Raw genomic sequence first — 18,440 nt, forward strand, 5'->3', positions numbered from 1 at the left:
AGGCCGCTCGTCCGCCGCGACCTGCCACGTGGCGCGCCCAGGCGAACCCGGCAGTGGCAGAATCCGCTCACCCCTACGGATCCATCCCGATGCACCTGAGTCTCCCGGCCTGGCTTCGTCCGGCCGCAAATTCGCAAGTGGCCGCGCGTCTGGCGCAGGGCCAATCGCCCTGGATGGATGCCGTGCATCTGCTGTGGTCGGCCTGGGTGTTTGTGGTGCCGGTGTTTTCTTCGCGCGGGTACGACAGCACCTGGTGGCTGTGCACGTTGCTGTCCTATCCGGTCTTCCTGCTGCTGTACGCACGCATGTTGCTGGCACCGCGCGGCACCCTGTACCGCTATGCCTGGGCGATGGGCGTGCTCAGTGCCGCGCTGCTGCCGATATACGCCTCGGGTATCAGCTACTTCGTATTTGCCTGCCTGAGTCTGCGCCCGTCCACGCGGTACGCGTTGTGGCGGCACTTCGCCATGCTGTTGCTGATGAACGCGCTGTACCTGGGCTGGGCGCGTTGGCTCGGGCTGGGCTGGCAGTCGTTGGTGTGGTTGCCGGTGTCGGTGCTGGGCATGGCGGCGGTCGGCGCGGTGTACAGCATCAACGAGCGCAAGGACGCGCTGCTGCGGTTATCGCAAGACGAAGTCCGCCGCCTGGCCGCCACCGCCGAACGCGAACGCATCGGCCGCGATCTGCACGACTTGCTGGGCCATACCTTGTCGCTGGTGGCGCTCAAATCCGATCTGGCCGCACGCCTGATCGAGCGCGACCCGCAGGCCGCACGGAGCGAGATCGATGCGGTGGCGCAGATCTCGCGCGACGCACTGGCGCAGGTGCGGCGCGCGGTCACCGGTATCCGCGCCGCCGGGCTGGTGGCGGAGCTGGCATCGGCCAAGGTGTTGCTGGACATGGACGGCATCGCGCTGGAGCACACGCTGGAGGCGCTGCCGCTGCCGCCCGAACACGAAACCGCGTTGGCGCTGGTGGTGCGCGAGGCGGCCACCAACGTGCAACGTCACGCGCAGGCACGGCGGGTGCGGGTGAGCCTGCGTGCACACGGGCAACAGGCGCTGCTGGAAATCACCGACGACGGCCGCGGCGGGGTGATCGTGCCGGGCAACGGCCTGGACGGCATGCGCGCACGCGTGCAGAGCCTGGGCGGTACGTTGGAGGTGGAGGCGTTGCCACGCGGCATGCGCTTGCGCGCCAGCATGCCGTTGCCGCAGCCCGTGCTGGAGCCGGCGAGTCCGCCATTGCCGGTGCCGCTGATGCCGCAATCGCGCTGAGCGCGCCCCTGGTTGGCACAGCGCTGCCGTGGCACGCGGTGCGTCAGCACTGCTATGGTGCCCAGCCGTTGCACAGATGCGAGCGCGAGCGATGATCCGGGTGTTGTTGGCGGAAGACCAGGCACTGCTGCGCGGCGCCTTGGTGGCCCTGCTGGGACTGGAAGACGACATCGAGGTGGTCGGCAGCGCCGGCGATGGCGAAGCCGCCTGGCGCGAGCTGCAGCGGCTGCAGCCGGATGTGCTGGTCACCGATATCGAGATGCCCGGATTGAGTGGCCTGGAACTGGCGCAACGCATCCAGCGCCAGGCGCTGCCGGTGCGGGTGATGATCGTCACCACGTTTGCGCGCCCGGGCTTTTTGCGGCGCGCGCTGGATGCCGGCGTGGCGGGGTATCTGCTCAAGGATGCGCCGGCCGAACAATTGGTCAGCGCGCTGCGACAGGTGCATCGCGGCGGCCGGGTGATCGACCCGCAACTGGCGATGGATGCCTGGGTGGAAGCCGACCCGTTGAGCGAGCGCGAACGCACTGTGCTGCGGCTGGCCGGCGAAGGCCGCTCGGCCAGCGAGATCGCGCAACAGTTGCAGCTCTCGCACGGCACCGTGCGCAATTACCTGTCCGAATGCATCGGCAAGTTGGGCGTGGCCAATCGCATCGAAGCGTATCGACTGGCGCGGCAGAAGGGCTGGTTGTAAGAGCAGCTAACAAAACTACTGTGCAGCCGCCAGGCGGGCGCAGCCGGTGCTCGGAATCGGCATGTACCACCCGTACACTCCGGCTCCTGCGCGCCGTCCACACCCACCTGACGACTGCTCGCTACGTTTTGTTAGCCGCTCTAAGTGTCTGCAGGCGCTGCGGTGTGTGATCGCTACTGACGCGTTTCAGCTGGCGCCAATCGAACGCCGCTGATCGCAAAGCGGGCGCGGCCAGGGCGTTCAATCGTCAGAGCTCATGCGAACGGTTGGTGGTTTTACTGCAGCCATGCATGGCGTGCGCACGCGTGCGGCATCTTGTAAGCAAGCGCACTGCGACGTTGCACGTCGTGCGTGCTTTGCAATCGCTTCGATACGCAACGGCGTGCATCGGTCATGCGCTGCGAAGAGATCGACAGCTATTCCAAATGCGTGCGAAGGCATGCCGTTGCCGCGCAGGTACACTGCGCAGCGATCGTCATCATCGCGAGTAACTGCATGAAATCTGTGTGGCTGTTGGGCTTGCTGCTGATCTGCGCATTCAACGCATCGGCCGAGCAATTCAAGATTCTGGTGGCGGCCATTCCCAACCAGTATCACCACGATTACATTCCGGTGGCCAAGCCGCAGTTCGAAGCGATGGCACGCAAGCAGTATGTCGAGCTGGTGTGGGCGTGGAATGCCAAGGCCTTCGATGGCGATCTCTCGCAATACGCCGCCATCGTGCTGCTCAATACCCCGGCCACGGATCTGGATCCGGCCCAGCGCGCCAACTTCCAAAAATACGTGCGCAATGGTGGTGGCGTGGTCGCGGTGCACAAGGCGTTTGCGATCAAGCGCGGCGAGTGGGAGTGGTACGACCATCTGATCGGCCGCTCGTTCCGCACCCACCCGTACATGCAAACCGCGATGGTCGATGTGGTGGACGCCAATTTCCCCGCCACCGCCGGCTTACCCAAGCGCTGGGTGTGGAGCGATGAGTGGTACGAATACGACCCGCCCTACAGCGACGATCTGGTCACGCTACTCACGGTGGATGAAACCAGCTACGACCCCACGCTGATCTGGCCGGGCCAGGTCGCCAAGGGCATGGGCAAACAGCACCCGGTGGCGTGGTATCACCACTTCGAAGGCGGCCGCGTCTTCGCCACTGCCTTAGGCCATCTGGCCGAGGCCTACAACGACCCACGCTATCTGGAGCATCTGTACGGCGGCATTTATTGGGCCGCGACCGGCAAGGGCATCCAAGCCTCAGAGCCAGCGGCCAAAACAAAACGCCAGCGTTAAGCACTCACTCCTCTTCCTGCGGGAGATGAGTGAGGGTATGGGGGGCAAAGTCACTCCAAATGGCGGGAATCAGAGGCTTCGTCCGTACCTTCATACGCCCCTGCGGGGGCAGCCTCTTTCGGCGGGACAAGGGAGATCAAGCCCCTCTCCCGGCGGGAGAGGGGTTGGGGTGAGGGTACGTCCACGCAGTCAAATCACTCCGTACAAGACGTCTGCCAACACCCAACCAGACCCATCAACGCGCAGAGCGCTCCCCGCGCGCCATGCTGGAAAACACGCCGTCGCGGCGCACCCATGCATGAAACAGCGCTGCGCTCAGATGACCAACGACGGTGGCGAACAACAGATACGCCAACCAGCCATGCGCACTGCGTAGCCACGCGTACAGCGCTGGGTCGTGCGGGACGATCGCCGGCAAGTTCGCGCCGGGCCACAGCACGATCGGATACCCGCCGGCCGAGAGCATCGCCCAGCCGATCAGCGGCATGCCCAGCATCAACGCATACAACAGCCAATGCGAGGCGATCGCGGCGGCCTTCTGCCAGGTAGGCAAATCCGCGGGCAAGGCCGGCGGCCGGTGGCGCAGGCGGTTGATCAAGCGCAGCACCGCCAGGATCAGGATCGCAATGCCCAGCGGGCGATGCAGGTCGATCAACCACGGCCGCTGCGTCACCGAGGCCACCATGCCCACGCCGACAAACAACATGGTCAGGATCATCGCGGCCATCAGCCAATGCAGCACGCGCGCGGGCAAATTGAAGTGGGTGTGGCGGCTCATTGGTGGGCTCCCTGGCCGGTAGCGTCGTTGCCCTTGCCGTTGGCGATCTCATGCTCGCGGCGGTTGAACGACTGCGAATACACCGACGAGCGTGCCGCCAGAATCGGGTCGTTGGAGGCGGCAAGGCCCTTGGGCAGAATCAACGGGTCGTAATTCAGGTCGCGGCAGGGGCCGGTGGCTTGCGGCTGCGCATGCTCCAGTGACAGGGTGCCGGCCACGATCTGTTTGCGACTGGCCGGCCAGGGCTGCGAGGGGTCATCCACCGGGTCGCCCGGCTCGGCCACGGTCAGCACCAGATCCCAGCGCAGTGAGCCCTGCGCCAGGCGCGCGTCCAGGTCGGTGGCCAAAAAATCGCCATCGGCCTGTTTGCGCTGTTCGGCGCTCAATTCCTTGAACGGCGTATGCGGGCGCATCGACCAACGGATATAGCGCTCGCGACCATCGCTGGCGATCGCGCGGAATGCGTTGACCCCGTTGTATTGGGTATTGGCCCAGCTATCCGACCACGGCGCGGTCTTGGCCCACTGCTGAAACTTGGCGGCCTCCGGATACTGCTTGCCGAAGGCAGACAGTTTTTCCGGGTCCGGTTTGCCGGTGGCCGGGTCCGGCTTGGAGGCCACATTCAAAGCCTGGAAGCCGGCAGGCGTGGCCACCACGAAGAACGGAAAGCTGTTCATGGCGGTGCGCCATTCCTGCCCGTCGTCGCTGCGCAACAACAGCGCCATGCTGCGCACGCGCGCCGCGCCATCGGCACCGTGCGGGTCGCCACCGCCGATCGACATGCGCCCCAGCACCGGCGTGCTGGCCTGGCTGAAGATGCGCGCCGACGACACCCAGGTCGCCTTGCCGCTGGACTGGAACTGCCCGCTCACGCACACGCCCTTGCTATGCGCGCGGCGAAAGCCCGGATGCGGCGGCCCGCTGGATTCGATGGTGTCGGTCATGCGCGCAGCGGTGAGCCGGTCGCCACCGATCCACCCGGCGGTCCAGGCAAACGCGATGGCGATGCCACCGGCAATCGCGGCAATGCCCAGCAACGGCAGCACGGGGCTGCGCGTGCGCTGGGGCGAGGGAGGTGGCAACGTCATGGCTGGCTCCGATGTGATGCGATGGACGGCGTGTCGACGGTCGCATGGCCAAGCCTCATCGCTGCGGCCGAGCACGTCTGTACAACATCATCCGCAATAGGCTGCCTCCGGCGCGTGATATCTCATTGCCGCACCGGCTGGCGGCAATCCTCTAATCGCCCATGCGCAGCGGCGATGCCGGCACTGCGTGGCGGTGTCGCTGCCAGGCGGCCGAGCAACGGTTCTGCACCGCGTTTGGTGCTGGAGTGTTCCATGGCCGGCGCCGCGCAGTCGGGCGTGCAGCAATCGCAGGTGGCGCGCTACATCACTTCCGACTTCCGACTTCCGACTTCCGACACGCCGCGCCTGGCGGTAAGCGGCAGGCTCTATCGACGGCTCCTAGCCGCCGTAACGCCCCTGCAGCATCGCAAACGCCGAGCGCAGCGCCAGGGCTTCGCCACCAGCGGGGCGGCCGGGGCGGTCGCTGTCGTTCCAGGCGTAGACGTCCAGGTGCGCCCACTGCTGCCCCGGCGCCACGAAGCGCTCCAGATACAGTGCGGCGGTGACCGCACCGGCCATGCGCGAGCCAGCGTTGGCCATGTCGGCCACGTGGCTGTTGAGATAGCGCAGGTAGGGGCGCCACAGCGGCATGCGCCAGACCGGGTCGCGGGTCTGCTCGCCGGCGCTGATCCAGGCCTGCGCCAGCGCATCGTTGTTGGCGAACAAGGCCGGCAGATCCGGGCCCAGCGCGATGCGCGCGGCGCCGGTGAGCGTGGCGAAATCCAGAATCAGGTCCGGGCGTTGTTCGGTGGCGTAACTGAGCGCATCGCACAGCACCAGGCGGCCTTCGGCGTCGGTGTTGTCCACTTCCACCGTGACCCCGGCGCGCGTGGTGATGACCTCGCCCGGGCGGAACGCATCCGGGCCGACCGCGTTTTCCACCGCGGCGATCAGCAGCGTCAGCCGCACCGGCAACTGCTGCGCCATGACCAGCCCGGCCAGCGCCAGCGCATGCGCCGCGCCGCCCATGTCCTTTTTCATGTTGCGCATGCCATCGGCAGGCTTGAGATCCAGCCCACCGGTGTCGAAGCACACGCCTTTGCCGACCAGCACCAGATGCGGATGCGCGGCATCGCCCCATTGCAGCTGGATCAGCCGTGGCGCGCGATGCGAGGCACGGCCGACCGCATGGATGGTGGGGAAGTTCTGCGCCAGCAACGCATCGCCCACGATCGCCTCGACCTGCGCGCCATGCGCCTGCGCCACTGCGCGCGTGGCATCTTCCAGCTGCTGCGGGCCCATGTCTTCGGTCGGCGTATTGACCCAGTCCCGCACCTGCAGGCACGCCGCGATCAGTGCGTGCGTGGCTGCCGAAGGCGTGGCCGCCAACTCGGCCGGCGCACGCGGCACCTTGCGATACCGCGTAAAGCGATAGGCGCCCAGCCCCCAGCCCAGATGCAGCAATGCCAGTTCGGCATCGCTCAGGCTGTTGGCCAGCGTCCAGCGGCTGGCCGGCGGCAGCGCCATCGGTGCGTGCGCGTAGGCATACGCGTCGGCGCGGTCGCCGACACCCACGATCGCGCCGGCCAGCCCTTGCTCGCCGGGCAACAACAACACGCTACCCGGTGCGGCATCGAACCGCTGCGCCTGTGCCCAGGACAACACTCGCGTGGGCTGCTCGGCGCACCAGCGCGCAAAGCCCTCGCGGTCGAGCACATACAGCGGCAACGCGGCGGCGGCGGGATCGGTAAAACCGGTGAGGTGCGACATGGACATCCTTCAATGGCGGTGTGCGCCGTCGGGTTGAACTCAGGCGGGAATGCAGATGCCGTCGCGCGCGGCGCCCGGGTGCGGTTGCTGCGCGTCCAGCCAGTCGGCCAGCCCGGTCATGCTGTCGAACTCCAGGTCCGGCTGCTGGGTCGGATGCGACCACTCCGCGCCGTCGCGATTGATCCAGCAGGCACGCAGGCCGGCATCCAGCGCGCCCAGCACGTCCATCCGCACGTGGTCGCCTACATGCAGCACCTGTGCGGGCGGCACGTCCAGACGCGCGCATGCAGCCAGAAAGATGCTCGCCTCCGGCTTGGCGCTGCCGTGTTCACGCGAGCCCAGCTGAAACGCGAAGTGGTGCATCAGCCCGATGCGCTGCAGATCGGCATTGCCGTTGCTGAGCGCGGCCACCGGCACATGCGCGGCGATGCGTGCCAGTGCGTCCAGCGCATCCGGATAGCATTCCACCTGGTTGCGCGCGGCATAGAACACTTCGTAGGCTGGTTCCACCAGCGCCAGATCGCCGCCGCTCTCGCGCAAGGCCATTTCCAGCGTCAACCGGCGTAGCGCACTGAGGTCGTGATGCAGCTGCGGATTGTCGGCAAAGCTGCGCTCACGCAGCTCGCGCATCGCCTCCACCGGAAACCGCTCGGCGGTGACCGGGCTGTGCTCGCGCATCCAGTCGTACAGCACTTGATCGATGCGCGCACCGATCGGTGCGAAGGGCCACAACGTGTCGTCGAGGTCGAGAGTGATGGCGCTGATCTGGAAGCTCATCGCAAGATTTTACGGTCTTGCGTCGGGATTGGGGAATCGGGATTGGGGAGTGGGGAATGGCAAGGGCAGGAGCTGCGCTCTACCCATTCCCCACTCCCGATTCTCGATTCCCGGCTACTCAAGCAGCCGTGCCCAGCGCTGCATCCCTTCCACCCGGCTCAGCACCATCTTGATGCACACCAGCAGCGGCACCGCGAGCAGCAGGCCCACCATGCCCCACAGCCAGCCAAACAGCATCAGTGCCAGGATCAGCATCAGCGGCGAGATCGCCATGCGCCGGCCCAGCACGATCGGAGTGACCACCTGGCCTTCGATGGTATGCAGCGCCAGATACAGGATCGCCGGCAGCATCGCCGACAAGGGGGTGCGGAATTCCACAAAGCCCATCAACAGCATCAGCATGACGCCGATCAGCGGGCCGACGTAAGGCGCGAAATTCAGCAGCGCCACGACCGTGCCCCAGAGCAGGGCCTCCGGCAGCGGAATTTGCAGCACGTACAAAATGCCTGCAAAAACCAGCCCGACCAGCGTATTGATCACGCTGATGGTGAGCACATACCGCGAGACCTCGCGCTCGATGTCCAGCATGATCTCGGTGGTGAAGCGCTGTTGCTGTCGATTGGGCAACAACGCAATCGCGTGCCGTTGCAGGCTTTCGCCATAGACCATGAAAAAGAACGTCAGCAGCACCACGGCCAGCACCGAGGCGGCCAGCTTGGGTGTGCGCACCAGCGCCTTGTACGGATCGTCCATCTGCGTGCGCACGATCTGCACACCGCGCTGGCCTTCGCCACCGGCGGCGCGTGCAAAGTTTTCCGCAGCCTGGTTGGCCTGCATCACCGGCTTGGTGAAATCGCGCACATCGCGTGCGATCTGGCGCATCTGGCGCGGTGCCTGTTGCACCCATTCGGCGGCAGGCCCAGCCAATTGCGCCGCCAACGTGACAGTGCCGGCCAGGCCCAGGCAGAGCACCAGCAAGGCGCCGAGAAAGCGTGGGATATACAGCTTGCGCAGTCCGCGCAGGATGGGGTTGCCGATCAGTGCGAAGAATGCCGCCAGCATGACTGGCAGGATGATCGTCTGCGCCGCCCATAAGGTGTAACCGACGGCAAGTGTTGCCAGCACCACCAACGAAGCCGGTGCGCGCGGACGTGGTGCCGGAGGCGGCGGAAGCGGATCTGCCGGAATGGCAGCATCCAAAGATTCAACGGAGATAGACATGCGCGCCCTGGCAGCAGACTGGCGTGCTGCCAGCGATGGGCCATTATCGGCACAACGCGTCAACGGCGCGCACAGGACCTGTGCGTGCGGTGTCAGTCCCCTCGTAGGCGACTGGCGGTCTCGACCATGCGCGGTGACGGCGCCTGAGCGCCGCAGACAACCTCAAACATCAGGCGGCGCGCTCGGGGGGCACCTGTACCACGGTGACGGTCGGTTCGGCCGCCACTTCTTCGGCATTGTCGGCGGCACGTTCGGCCTGTTCGGAGGCTTCCTGGGCGCGGTGGGCCGTGAACAAGGCAGAGATCGTGCTGACCATCTGCAGAATCTTGGGAATACCGCCCAGCTTGCCGGCGATGCTGCCTAGCGCGGCCTGCGGCTCGTTGCGGCCGGTCACAAAGCCCAGCCCGAAGCCGATCATCATGATGCGTGCCGGCGACCAGCCCGCACGCCAGGTCTGGCGCAGTTCGCCCCAGTGCGTGCGCGTTTCCTGCGCGCGCCCTTCCACTAAAACTTCGGCGCGTTCCACGCGCTGACACAAGGTGCCGAACTTCATGACTTGCCTCCACTGGCAGGCGCTGCGGCGGTGTCGTCATCGCTGGAATCGTCGAAGATGCCTAGCTTGACCAACTGACGCCGCGTTGCATTCATGCCGGTGTGATCGAAGTAGAAGAACACCCGCCATGCCGCGATTCCGGTCACCAGCAAACTCGCCAACGCGGTAAAGAACATCGCCTGAAACCACGACAAACCGGCTCGCTGCAGCAAGGCAATAATGGCGCCTGCCAGCAACAGCCACGACGACGCGCCGAACACGACGGCCACGCATGCCCACGCCAGGCCGCGCCCGAATGCACTGCGTGCCAGCTTTAGGTCGGCCGAGACCAGCCGGCGCAAGGCGCGGCTGGTCTCGTGGGCCGAGCCCAGCGTTGCGCGGCCGGCAGCACCGACCGCGCGTACGCTTTCGTCCAGTCCCGGCGTCTCCGGACGCGCGTCTGGCGCGCCGGAACCGGCAGCTGTAGAAGCCTGATCGACCACGACTTAGTTATCGTTGCTACGCGCAAGCTTGGCGATGACCCAGCCAGCGGCAAACGCAACGCCGAATGCGGCAAGCGGACGCTCGCGGATCAGGTCGGTGGCGCTGTCGAGCAGGTCGTTGCCCTTGGCAACCAGCACGTCCATCTGCTCCTTGGCAGCGGCGCCGCCAAATTCCGCAGCCGCCATGCCGGACAGCGCGGTGTCAGACAACTCGGCCTTGACGTTGGCACGGCCGAGCTTGAGCTCGTCGCCCGCAGCGCTGGTGGCGCCCTTGACGGCTTCACCGGCGGCGCTGGCGGCCGACTTCAGGTGGGTGCCGGCGTCGCTCAGGTTTTCCTTCAGCTGATCGGTATTGGTGGGGCTCATGCGATATCTCCTTCGGTCATTGATGGCAGCCGCCACTCACGTGCGGTCGTGCAGTAGCAATAGCATCGGGGGGGTGTAGGAGGCGTTAGTGGGAGCCGCGTGCAGTGCACAGTGCGTCAACGCATGAGCGCGTCGTACTGCGCGTTGCCACGCAGGATGCGCACCACCAGTTGCTGCGGTTTGCGCTGGAAATTGGCACGCCAGCTGGCCAGGTCCGCAAACTCGCCCACACTGCTGGCCACGATCACATCGCCGGACACCAAGCCGTTGGCCGCGGCGCGCCCGCCACGTTTGACCTCGCTGACCATGACCCCGGTAATGCCGGACTGACGCAGCGACTCGGGCAGGTCCACAAAGGTGGCGCCGCTCAACCGTGGGTCCAGCATGTCGCCGGTGACTGCGCGGTCCTGCTCCTTCAAGGTGGCCTTGAGCTTGAGCGGCTTGCCGTCGCGACGGATGTCCAACGTCACCGCACTGCCAACGGCCTGCAGACCCTCGTAGTTGTGCAGCGCCTCGGCGCTGTCCACGCGTTGATCGTTGGCAGCCACGACCACGTCGCCCGGCTGCACGCCGGCTGCGGCCGCCGCAGCGCCTGGCAACACGCGTGTCACCAGCGCACCGCGCAGCGAATCCACGCCTAGGCCCTGCAGCATCTGTTGGGTGAGATTCTGGGTTTCCAGTCCGAGCGTGCCGCGCACCACCACGCCCTTGGTCACCAGTTGCTCGACCACGTTGCGCGCGAGGTTGGAGGGAATCGCCAGACCCAGGCCGATATTGCCGGCCATGCTGCCCTGCGGATTGAAGCTGGCGGTGTTGATGCCGACCAACTGGCCTTGCAGATTGACCAGCGCACCGCCGGAATTACCGGGATTGATCGAGGCATCGGTCTGGATGAAGTTCTGGTAGCCGAGCCCGCGAATACCGCTACGTCCCACCGCCGACACGATGCCGGAGGTGACGGTCTGGGTGAAGCCGAACGGGTTGCCGATCGCCACCACAAAATCGCCCACGCGCAGCTGATTGCTGTCGGCCAGTTTGATGTCGGTGAGGTTGTCGGCCTTGATGCGGATCAGCGCGATGTCGGTGTCGGCATCGGAGCCGATGAAGTCGGCCTTGACCGTGCGCCCGTCGCCGAGCGTCACCTGCACGTCGTCGGCATTTTCGATGACGTGATGGTTGGTCAGCACATACCCTTTTTGCGCATCGATGATGACGCCGGAGCCCAGCGATTCGTTGATGCGGTCCTGCGGAACCTGCGGGAACAACCGGCGCAGGATCGGGTCGTTGAAGAAGGGGTTGCGCACGCGCACCACCTGCTTGGTGTTGACGCTGACCACCGCCGGCATCGCCTGCTGCAGCATCGGTGCCAGCGAAGGCACCGGTTGCCCGGCAACCGCGGCCGGTAGCGCAGCAGCGGCCGGCAGGGTGAAGTTGGTAGCGCCGGCCGGCGCGGCGTCGGCGCGGTTGTCCAGCCACGCGTCGATACCGGTGGCGGCAAAACCACCGAAGGCGGCGGCCAGGGAAAGCGTCAGCAAGGTGGGAAGCGGTCGCATGGAACGGATTCCGGGTTACGCGGTGGAAAGGGAATAAGGTGTCTGGCTACGTAAATCAAGCTGAACGAGAGTGCCAGCCAGCAATTTAACTGCCGGTGAAAGCGCCGCGCATGCCTTGTCGCCACTGCGTTGACAGCCCGTCGAGCCGGGCGTAGCGTCCGCTTGTTCCGATGCCTGTTCAGCATACGCATGCCATCGCGCATCGCCCGCATTTATCGAACTGATGCCCTTAAGGAGGGTCTATGAGCAACGGCAATGGTGTAACCGCAACCCTGTCCGACGCCGTCGACAGCGTCAAGAGCACTGCAACTGAGCTGACCGACACCATCGCCAGCACCACCAGCGAGGCGGTGACCAACGTGCAGGAAGCGGCTGGAGTGGCAGTGGCGGAGGTCAAGACGCGCGTCGCCAAGGCCCGCAAGGCGGTGGTCAAGGCCGAAAAGAACGTGGTCAGCAAGGCTGGCGAGGCGGCGAGTGCCGTCAAGCGCAGCGTGGCCAAGACCAAGCGCTCCTTGACCGCGACCAAGGACGCTGCGAAAGACAAGCTGACGGCGACCAAGGATGCGGCCAAGCAGAAGCTGCTCTCCACCAAAGATGCGGCCAAGCAAAAGCTGACATCGACCAAAGATGCCGCCAAGCAGAAGTTGAGCAGCACCAGCGCCGCGGCCAAGAAAAAGATCTCCGATACCAAGGCCAACACCAAGCAGAAGCTGGAAACCGCCAAGGCTAACGCCAAGGCCGAAGCAGCGGCGCTGAGCGCCAAGACCGCCGCCAAGAGCGCGGCACGCAAGACCGCCGTGGCAACGGTGAGCGCGCGCACGGCCGCGAAGAAGGCCGCAGCCAAATCGGCGTCGCTGAAGAAGTCGGTCGCCAAAGGCATCGCCAAGAAAGCGCCGCTCGCTAAGCAGGCCGCAACCAAGCAAGCCGCAGTGAAAAAGGCCCCGTTGAAGAAGGCCGTGACCAAGACCGCATTGAAGAAAGCGGCCAAGGTCACCAAAACGCCTGCAACGCGCGCAGTGGCCAAGACCACCGCCGCCCGCAAGGCCGTCGGCAAGAAGGCAGTCAAGCGCGTCACGCGCTGACGGCTGAGGGCGGCATTGCGTGACGCCGCTCGTGCTGGAAGCGCAGATGTGCGTTACACGTTGAGATATACGTAGACGTTGAGACGTATCGAGAGAGGCCGGCGCTGCCGTACAGCGTCGGCCTTTTTCATGCGTTTGCGTTGCTCCAGCTGCGTGTTGCTCCAACTGCACAAGGCTGCGCACGTACCCTCATCCGCCCCTGCGGGGCACCTTCTCCCGGTGGGAGAAGGGACGTGCGCTTGAGCCCCTCTCCTGCGGGAGAGGGGTTGGGGTGAGGGGACGCAGCGAAGCGCTCCAGGTGTTTCGACTGCAGCTTGTGTTGCTCCAACTGCGTGTTGCTCTAGCTGCGTGTTGTTCCAACTGCACGAGGCTGCGCACTTACCCTCATCCGCCCCTTCGGGGCACCTTCTCCCGGTGGGAGAAGGGAACTGCGTAGGCTTTGTCTCTCACCTACTCGATCCCGTCAACCAACTGCTCGGCGCCCTTGCAAATGCCGGCCTTCGCCGCGTCATACGCGCCCAGGCTGGCCTTGATGTTCATTGCGCTGGGATATTGCTTCTCGACATACGCGGCGAGCAGGCGATCGCTTTGCGCATCGAAAATCTCCACCGCATAGCTGACCGAGCCGGAGAACGCGCCCTCCTTGCCGCGTGCGGCCTGCACCGCGTTGTACGAACCGCCGCCCAGATCCACCTTCATGATGGTACCCAGTACGCGCTTGCTGGGCTTGGCGCCGGTCAGGGTGATGCGGACGCGCAAGGTGTCGCGATCGGCCGTCGTCGTCGGGCGCCAGCGCCGCGCGATGGCGTTGCCGAATTCCTGCTGCATGACGTCGGCCAACATACGCTTGTCCTGCTCTGGCACGTTGTCGAACTGTGCATCCGGTCCGCGGTAAACGGCGACCGGCTCGACGATCGCTGTGCGGTAGTGCGTCCAATCCACGTCGCTGTGATACGCATACGGCATGCGGTCGCCGCGGCTGCCGTCGTGCGGGCGTAGATAGCTGGACGAAGGCAATTGGCTATATGGCATGGGACGTGTGCTGGCGCAGCCGATCAGGGTGATGCCGACAACGGCAAGCGTGCAGCAACGGGCGAAGGAACGAACGGACATGAAAACGGCCTATAAGGGATTTAAACGATGGGGCAGGAGCGCGTGCGCGCATGCTCAATGCAGCAGACAACGCAGCAGCGCCAGTGCAAAGGCCGCACCCGCGGAAGTGAACAACACGCTGCGTGTGGCTCGACGTTGCAAACGGCGTATCTGGCGCGCGCTGCGGATATCCGGCAACGCGCACCAGATGTCTCGGTTGCGCGTACCGGTGCGGCCGCAGCGAAATTCCGTTGCCGGTACCAACGCAGTGGTAGACGCGATCACGCTGTCATTGGCCGCGGTTTGCATGGCCAATTGCGACAGCACGGTTGGAGCGCGTGGGGTGGAGCGGGTCGAGCGAATCATCACCATGCATCCTGGATGCGTGCGGTGAGTGCACTCTAGGCAGGCAGGTTTAGAAACTTATTGGAAGCGAGCAGAACGCCGCTAACATCGCGCCTGGTCTATTGGCGCGATCACCAAAACCAGTGCGCACCCACCAGATAGGCGCGGTGATCTACAACCGGCGATGGCGTTGTGTGCTGCGTCCGGCAGTGCTGTTTGGCTGGCTCGATCCCGATCATCTCGCGCATGGAATCGGCAAGGACCAAGCGTCCATCCCGCTTTCAATACGCCGTCCACACTCGCGTGACGGCCGCCTGCCAGGTTGTTTCAGCTGCTCTTGGCCGTCGGCGCGCCATCGCCGGCAAACACCGTGCGGACACACAGGCCGCGTCCTTCGTTGCCTTCGCAAGTTTCGATCGTCGCGCCATGCAGGCGCGCAATGCCCGCCACCAACGACAGCCCGATCCCGCTGCCCTGCACTTCGCTGCCCGGCACACGATAAAAGCGCTCGAAAATGGACGTATGTGCGGACTCCGGCACACCTGGGCCGTCGTCGCTCACCTGCACAAACGGGTGCAGCACATCGGCACGCAGGCAGTAGCCGCAACTGACTTCCACCGTGCCGCAGCTGCGCCCGTAGCGGATGGCGTTGTCGACCAGATTGCGGATCAGGATGCCCACTGCATCCACATCGCAACGCACCAGACACGGCGATGCCTCCACATGCAGATTGATCTGGCGCGCGTCGGCCTGCACGCTGAATTCGTCCAGCACATGCGAAATCAGTTCCCCCATCTCCACCTGGTGATAGGCAGCCGAACTGATGCCGGCATCCAGTCGTGCCAGATCCAGCAACTGCTCGGCCAGGCGGTTGCTGCGGCGCGCGGTCTCCAGCAGCTGACGCAGCGCGGCGTCCTTGGCCTCCAGCGTGGGCGCACGCAGGGCGACTTCTGCATAGGCATGCAGCGCCGACAGTGGCGTGCGCAGTTCGTGTGCGGCATCGGCCACGAAGTCGCGCTCGGCCTGCACCGCTTTTTCGACACGTGCCAACAGGGTGTTGAAGGAAGCGATCAGTGGGCGGATTTCATCGGGGACCTGATCCAGCGGCACCGGTTCGGTTTCAAGCCCGGTGCGCTGTGCGATGGCGCACGAAATGCTGCGTAACGGTCGCAGCGAGGTACGCACCGCCCACCACACCAACAGGCCAAGAATGCCCAGCTGCAGGGTGTTGAGCACCATCGCAATCAGGGTCTGCTTGAAGCTTATGCGCGAGGACGCATTGCCGAGCGGGGCGTCGATGTCCGCGTCGTTGGATGCCGTTGCGGGTGTGTCGAAGTGGTGCTGCAGCGCATCGGGTAAGGTGCTGACCAAGCGGTCGCCGAGCAGATTGAGTTCCTGCTCGACCACGCTGTGATGACCCTGGGTGACCAGCGCAATCAGAATCCATAGCGACGTCGACCAGCTCAGCAGAACGATGGCGGTCAGCGCCGCCAGCATGCGCGCCTGCAAGGATTTCATTCGGGCGCCTTGCCGACCATATAGCCCTGGCCGTAGACGGTGGAAATCAGCTGGTCGCCCAGTTTGCGCCGCAACTGATGCACATACACCGCAATCATGTTGCTGCCGCCTTCCGACGGGCCGCCATACACGCCTTCTTCCAGCTGGTCCTTGGTGACCACGCGTCCGGCACGTTCCATCAATGCCAGCAGCAAGCGATATTCATGCGCGCTCAACGCCACCCAGGTACCGGCGCGGGTGACCTTGCGGCTGCTCGGATCCACGCAGACATCGCCCTGGTTGAGCACCGGCACCACGCGGCCCTGGCTGCGGCGGGTGATCGCGCGCAGCCGCGCCATCAGCTCGTCGAACTGGAAGGGCTTGACCAGGTAATCGTCGGCGCCGGCATCCAGCCCGCGAATGCGGTCGGTGAGCTGGCCGCGCGCGGTCAAGGCAATCACCGGGGTGGCGTCGTAGTGGCTGCGCATGAAGCGGATCACCGTCAGCCCGGATTCGCCGGGCAGGCCGATATCCAGCAGCACCGCGGTGTAGCGGTGATCCACCAGTGCGGTCTTGGCCGCGTTGGCGCTGCCGACATGGTCGATGGTCCAGCTCTGCTGGCGTACGCCGTCGCAGATGGCATTGGCCAACATGGTGTCGTCTTCGACAAGGAGCAGGTGCATATAGGGTCCGCCGGGTATCGGGCAATCCGAGATCCGCAGCACTGTCGAAGATGCGCGTTAGGGAAATATTAGTGCATGCCCCGTCCGGCGCGGTTGCGTACCCGATGGGCGGCCGGCACGCCCGAGGCGCTCGGGCCGGCGGTTAGCTCAGCGCTGCAGGATCGCGCGCAGCGCCGGCTCCAGTTGCGGGTACTGGAAGCGGAATCCGGCGTCGAGCGCGCGCTGCGGCAGCACGCGCTGGCTGATCAGCAGCAGGTCGGCCATTTCGCCGAAGCCCAGCCGCAGCAGCCCGGCCGGCAGCGCCAGCAGCGCCGGGCGGTGCAGCACCTTGGCCAGGGTGCGCGCGAACTCGGCATTGCTGGCCGGGTTGGGCGCGGTGGCGTTGTAGGCGCCGGGCTGGCCGTGCTGCAGCAGCCAGACCAGCAGCGCCACCATGTCGGCACGGTGGATCCAGCTCATCCAGTGCCGGCCGTTGCCGAACGGCCCGCCGCCGCCCAGCTGAAATGCCGGCAGCATGCGTGCCAGCGCGCCGCCATCGCGGTCCAGCACGATGCCGGTACGCACCCAGCTCACGCGAGGGCCAAGCGTGCCGATGCGGGCGGCTTCCGCTTCCCAGTCGCGGCACAGCACCGCCGAAAAGTCGTCGCCCGCGGCATCTGCTTCGGTCAACACCGTGTCGCCGCGCTCGCCGTAATAGCCCACCGCCGAACCGGAGATCAGCACCGACGGCCGCTGCTCGGGTGCCTGCTGCGCCATCCAGTCGTGCAGTTGGCGGGTGATGCCCAGCCGCGAATCGCGAAAGCGTTGCTTGCGCGCATCGGTCCAGCGGCCGGCGGCCAGCGGTTCGCCGGCCAGGTTGATGACGGCCTCGGCCTGCACGCCGTCCAGCGTGTCGACAGCGGTCACGCCGGGCAGGGTACGGCTGGCGCGACGGGTGTCGCGCGTCAGCACGCTGACCTGATGGCCGGCGTGCAGCAGCGCGGGGCACAAGGCCTGGCCGATGAAGCCGGTGCCGCCGGTGATGAGCAAGCGCATGGGAGGTTCCTGGGCCGAGTCGATGCGGCACCATAGGCCAGGGCAGACCGAAGCGAAGTGAAGCTGGCACGCGGAGCGCTGGAATCTTGCCGATGCCGTGGCCGATATCTTGGTGCAGCTGGATCGGGATGGCGGCGTCGATGCGGGCGCCTGCAGTCGCGGTTGGCGTGTCGAGCACGGTGATGCAGCAATGCGCTCGACGTACTGCTGCCGCCAAACGCAAACGCGCCGGACAGGCCGGCGCGTTGCAGGGTGCAAGGGTGGTGCGCTTACCTCGACGACGATACCGCGTGGGCACGTTCGAAGTGCGCCGACACCACACGACGGGTCTCTTCCAGGTGCTGCTTGACCGGTGCGCTCTCTGCGGCGGGCAGTAGTTCGGAATCGATGATCTTGATGGTGTCGCCATGGTCGATGACCATGGTGCGCATGAAGGCGTTGCGATACGCATCCTTGCCGTCCGGCAGGGTCAGCGTCTTGGACAATGCTTCCACGGCGGCTTTGCCCTTGGCGTGCAGCGCGTCCGCACGCGGGCTGTCCTTGGCGCCCAGTGCCTTGGTCTTCTCGAGGTTGGCTTCGTGGTCGTGCAACATCTGCTGGGCGAATTCGCCGGTGGCGCCGCCCAGGTCCTGCTCGATGGCCTGCTTGGCCAGCGCAATCTCGTTTTCATCGATCGCGGCCAGCACGCCCAGCGCGCCGCCATCGCCCTTGGCCAGTTCGGTGGCCCCGCTCCCGCTCACCGGCGCGGCGGTGGGTTCCGGCGACACTGCCGGTGCAGTGCGCGAGGTATCGCCACCGGGGCGATCGCAGGCGGTAAGGGTCAGCATGGCCAGCAACGATGCAGCAACAAAAGTGGATTTCATGAATGTCTCGGGCTGAGTCGG

At 65.6% G+C, this 18,440-nt stretch carries 20 protein-coding genes and 1 other RNA gene; 5 read left to right on the forward strand and 16 right to left on the reverse strand.

The annotated features are described in order from the left end of the window. Positions 1-89 precede the first annotated feature (89 nt). From ABQU90_RS18735 to ABQU90_RS18750, 4 genes are all read left to right on the forward strand, one after another. Complete coding sequence (locus ABQU90_RS18735; protein ID WP_323523365.1) at positions 90-1,277, forward strand: sensor histidine kinase; 1,188 nt, start codon at positions 90-92, stop codon at positions 1,275-1,277. A 91-nt stretch (positions 1,278-1,368) separates the two neighbouring features. After that, positions 1,369-1,971, forward strand: a complete 603-nt coding sequence (locus tag ABQU90_RS18740) for a response regulator transcription factor (protein ID WP_115514154.1) — start codon at positions 1,369-1,371, stop codon at positions 1,969-1,971. Positions 1,972-2,032: 61 nt separating this feature from the next. Then, positions 2,033-2,108: non-coding RNA, sX9 sRNA (locus ABQU90_RS18745), on the forward strand. A gap of 358 nt (positions 2,109-2,466) precedes the next feature. After that, on the forward strand, positions 2,467-3,255 hold the full coding sequence (locus ABQU90_RS18750) for a ThuA domain-containing protein (protein ID WP_104614822.1): 789 nt from the start codon (positions 2,467-2,469) through the stop codon (positions 3,253-3,255). 235 nt (positions 3,256-3,490) lie between these two features. Here the strand turns inward: ABQU90_RS18750 and ABQU90_RS18755 are convergent, their stop codons facing one another. The 10 genes from ABQU90_RS18755 to ABQU90_RS18800 form a co-directional block, all read right to left on the reverse strand. Beyond that, complete coding sequence (locus tag ABQU90_RS18755) at positions 3,491-4,033, reverse strand: cytochrome b (RefSeq protein WP_115554825.1); 543 nt, start codon at positions 4,031-4,033, stop codon at positions 3,491-3,493. Beyond that, positions 4,030-5,121 carry a catalase family peroxidase gene (locus tag ABQU90_RS18760; RefSeq protein ID WP_323523366.1) on the reverse strand — a complete coding sequence of 364 codons (1,092 nt, stop codon included), beginning with the start codon at positions 5,119-5,121 and terminating at the stop codon, positions 4,030-4,032. The genes ABQU90_RS18755 and ABQU90_RS18760 overlap by 4 nt, the downstream gene beginning before the upstream one ends. Before the next feature lie 122 nt (positions 5,122-5,243). Further along, complete coding sequence (locus ABQU90_RS18765) at positions 5,244-5,375, reverse strand: hypothetical protein (protein WP_323523367.1); 132 nt, start codon at positions 5,373-5,375, stop codon at positions 5,244-5,246. Positions 5,376-5,499: 124 nt separating this feature from the next. Next, positions 5,500-6,870, reverse strand: coding sequence for a leucyl aminopeptidase family protein (locus tag ABQU90_RS18770; protein WP_115554822.1), 1,371 nt, complete (start codon positions 6,868-6,870; stop codon positions 5,500-5,502). Positions 6,871-6,909: 39 nt separating this feature from the next. Beyond that, the gene (locus tag ABQU90_RS18775; protein WP_323523368.1) at positions 6,910-7,647 is read right to left on the reverse strand and encodes an HAD family hydrolase; all 738 of its coding nucleotides are present in this window, start codon (positions 7,645-7,647) and stop codon (positions 6,910-6,912) included. 114 nt (positions 7,648-7,761) lie between these two features. Next, complete coding sequence (locus ABQU90_RS18780; RefSeq protein WP_055847280.1) at positions 7,762-8,868, reverse strand: AI-2E family transporter; 1,107 nt, start codon at positions 8,866-8,868, stop codon at positions 7,762-7,764. A gap of 169 nt (positions 8,869-9,037) precedes the next feature. Next, positions 9,038-9,421 carry a hypothetical protein gene (locus ABQU90_RS18785; RefSeq protein WP_055847283.1) on the reverse strand — a complete coding sequence of 128 codons (384 nt, stop codon included), beginning with the start codon at positions 9,419-9,421 and terminating at the stop codon, positions 9,038-9,040. Further along, positions 9,418-9,903: a phage holin family protein gene (locus ABQU90_RS18790; RefSeq protein WP_311239107.1), complete on the reverse strand. Its 486-nt coding sequence runs from the start codon at positions 9,901-9,903 to the stop codon at positions 9,418-9,420. The genes ABQU90_RS18785 and ABQU90_RS18790 overlap by 4 nt, the downstream gene beginning before the upstream one ends. Before the next feature lie 3 nt (positions 9,904-9,906). Beyond that, on the reverse strand, positions 9,907-10,269 hold the full coding sequence (locus ABQU90_RS18795) for a hypothetical protein (RefSeq protein ID WP_055847289.1): 363 nt from the start codon (positions 10,267-10,269) through the stop codon (positions 9,907-9,909). Positions 10,270-10,385: 116 nt separating this feature from the next. After that, a complete protein-coding gene (locus ABQU90_RS18800; RefSeq protein ID WP_323523369.1) occupies positions 10,386-11,822 on the reverse strand; it encodes a Do family serine endopeptidase in 1,437 nt (478 codons plus the stop codon). Between the two features lie 242 nt (positions 11,823-12,064). On the opposite strand from ABQU90_RS18800, the gene ABQU90_RS18805 reads away from it, so the two are divergent. Then, the gene (locus ABQU90_RS18805) at positions 12,065-12,904 is read left to right on the forward strand and encodes a histidine biosynthesis protein HisIE (protein ID WP_115529383.1); all 840 of its coding nucleotides are present in this window, start codon (positions 12,065-12,067) and stop codon (positions 12,902-12,904) included. Positions 12,905-13,354: 450 nt separating this feature from the next. On the opposite strand, the gene ABQU90_RS18810 is transcribed toward ABQU90_RS18805, so the two are convergent. The 6 genes from ABQU90_RS18810 to ABQU90_RS18835 form a co-directional block, all read right to left on the reverse strand. After that, positions 13,355-14,017, reverse strand: a complete 663-nt coding sequence (locus ABQU90_RS18810) for a DUF3313 domain-containing protein (protein WP_323523370.1) — start codon at positions 14,015-14,017, stop codon at positions 13,355-13,357. A 54-nt stretch (positions 14,018-14,071) separates the two neighbouring features. Further along, positions 14,072-14,362: a hypothetical protein gene (locus ABQU90_RS18815; RefSeq protein ID WP_115563434.1), complete on the reverse strand. Its 291-nt coding sequence runs from the start codon at positions 14,360-14,362 to the stop codon at positions 14,072-14,074. A 306-nt stretch (positions 14,363-14,668) separates the two neighbouring features. Continuing rightward, positions 14,669-15,859, reverse strand: a complete 1,191-nt coding sequence (locus tag ABQU90_RS18820; protein WP_323523371.1) for an ATP-binding protein — start codon at positions 15,857-15,859, stop codon at positions 14,669-14,671. Then, entirely contained in the window at positions 15,856-16,521 is a 666-nt protein-coding gene (locus tag ABQU90_RS18825; protein ID WP_055847304.1) for a response regulator transcription factor, read from the reverse strand. Before ABQU90_RS18825 ends, ABQU90_RS18820 begins: the two co-directional genes overlap by 4 nt. A gap of 147 nt (positions 16,522-16,668) precedes the next feature. Beyond that, a complete protein-coding gene (locus tag ABQU90_RS18830; RefSeq protein ID WP_323523372.1) occupies positions 16,669-17,556 on the reverse strand; it encodes a TIGR01777 family oxidoreductase in 888 nt (295 codons plus the stop codon). Between the two features lie 269 nt (positions 17,557-17,825). After that, complete coding sequence (locus ABQU90_RS18835; RefSeq protein WP_055847310.1) at positions 17,826-18,419, reverse strand: DUF4142 domain-containing protein; 594 nt, start codon at positions 18,417-18,419, stop codon at positions 17,826-17,828. Between the last annotated feature and the right edge of the window lie 21 nt (positions 18,420-18,440).

Source organism: Xanthomonas sp. WHRI 10207, from assembly GCF_040202975.1.
GTDB lineage: Bacteria > Pseudomonadota > Gammaproteobacteria > Xanthomonadales > Xanthomonadaceae > Xanthomonas.